The following is a 1,103-nucleotide window of genomic DNA, read 5'->3' on the forward strand; positions in this document are numbered from 1 at the left end:
GCTGAGGAGCCTTCTCCTCCTGGCGCTGCCGCTCGCCGTCGCGCTGGCCGGCGGCGGGCTGGCAAAGGAGCCGGGAGCGCAGCTCGCGCTCGCGGCCCCGTTCATCGCCGGCGGCCTCACGCTGCTCATGGGCGAGGCGTGGGTCGGCGGCCTGCTCGGCGTGGCGGTGCTGCTCGTCGGCAGGCAGGTGCTGGCCGCCGGCGGGGCGACCGGCTCGGAGTTCCTCATGCTCGCGCTGTTCGAGACGTGCCTCGCGGCCATCGGCGGCGCGCTCTACGGCGCGCAGGTGCGCGACACCTTCTCGGACCTCATCAGGAAGCGGCCGTGACCGGCGACGCGGAGCGCCCCGCGCGGGTGACGCGGTTGCCGCTGGCCATCCTCGCCGGCATGTTCGCTGCCGGACTCGCCTACTACCCGTATCTGCCCGAGCGCATCCCGACGCACTGGGGGCCGTCGGGCCGCGTGGACGCGTGGGCCGACACCACCCTGCTGTCGGTGCTGACGCTACCGCTCGTGGCATCGGCGCTCTACGCCGCCCTGTTCGTCCTGCCGCGCTTCGACCCGCGGCGCCGCGGGCTCATGCGGTCGGTGGACTCGTACAACCTCGTCGTCGACCTGCTCGTCGGGTTCATGGCGTTGCTGCAGGCGGCGACGTACTACGCGGCGTGGCACCCGGCGCTCCCGGTCGACCGCGTCGTGATCGGCGCGCTCGGGCTGCTCTTCCTCGCCATCGGGCTGAAGATGCCGCGCGTCGAGCGGAACTGGACGTTCGGCGTGCGCTACTCGTGGACGCTCGAGGACGAGGTGGTCTGGCGCGAGACGAACCGGCTCGGCGGGCGCATCATGGTCGGCTCGGCCGTGTGCGCCTGGGCCGGTGCGCTGCTCGGCCCGCCGTGGACGATCGCACTCGTGCTCGGCCCGATGGTGGTGCTCGTCGCGACCACGTACGTGTATTCGCTGCGGCTGTACCGAGCGCGACATCCCGAGGGCGGCGCGGATGCGTGACCCCGCGCGCGTGGCCGCCGCGGTCGCCCTCGCCCTCGCGCTCGCGTGCTCGCTCGCGGCTGCCGCGTGCGCGCCGGCGGCGACGCCCGCGATCACCT

General features: G+C 74.2%; 1 protein-coding gene. It reads left to right on the forward strand.

Going from position 1 to position 1,103, the window contains the following annotated elements; all coding sequences use genetic code 11:
* Nucleotides 1-138: 138 nt before the first annotated feature.
* A complete protein-coding gene (locus FDZ70_11220) occupies nt 139-1,005 on the forward strand; it encodes a DUF1648 domain-containing protein (GenBank protein TLM65296.1) in 867 nt (288 codons plus the stop codon).
* Nucleotides 1,006-1,103: the final 98 nt, after the last annotated feature.

The sequence above is a fragment of the Actinomycetota bacterium genome (assembly GCA_005774595.1).
Classification (GTDB): Bacteria; Actinomycetota; Coriobacteriia; order Anaerosomatales; family D1FN1-002; genus D1FN1-002.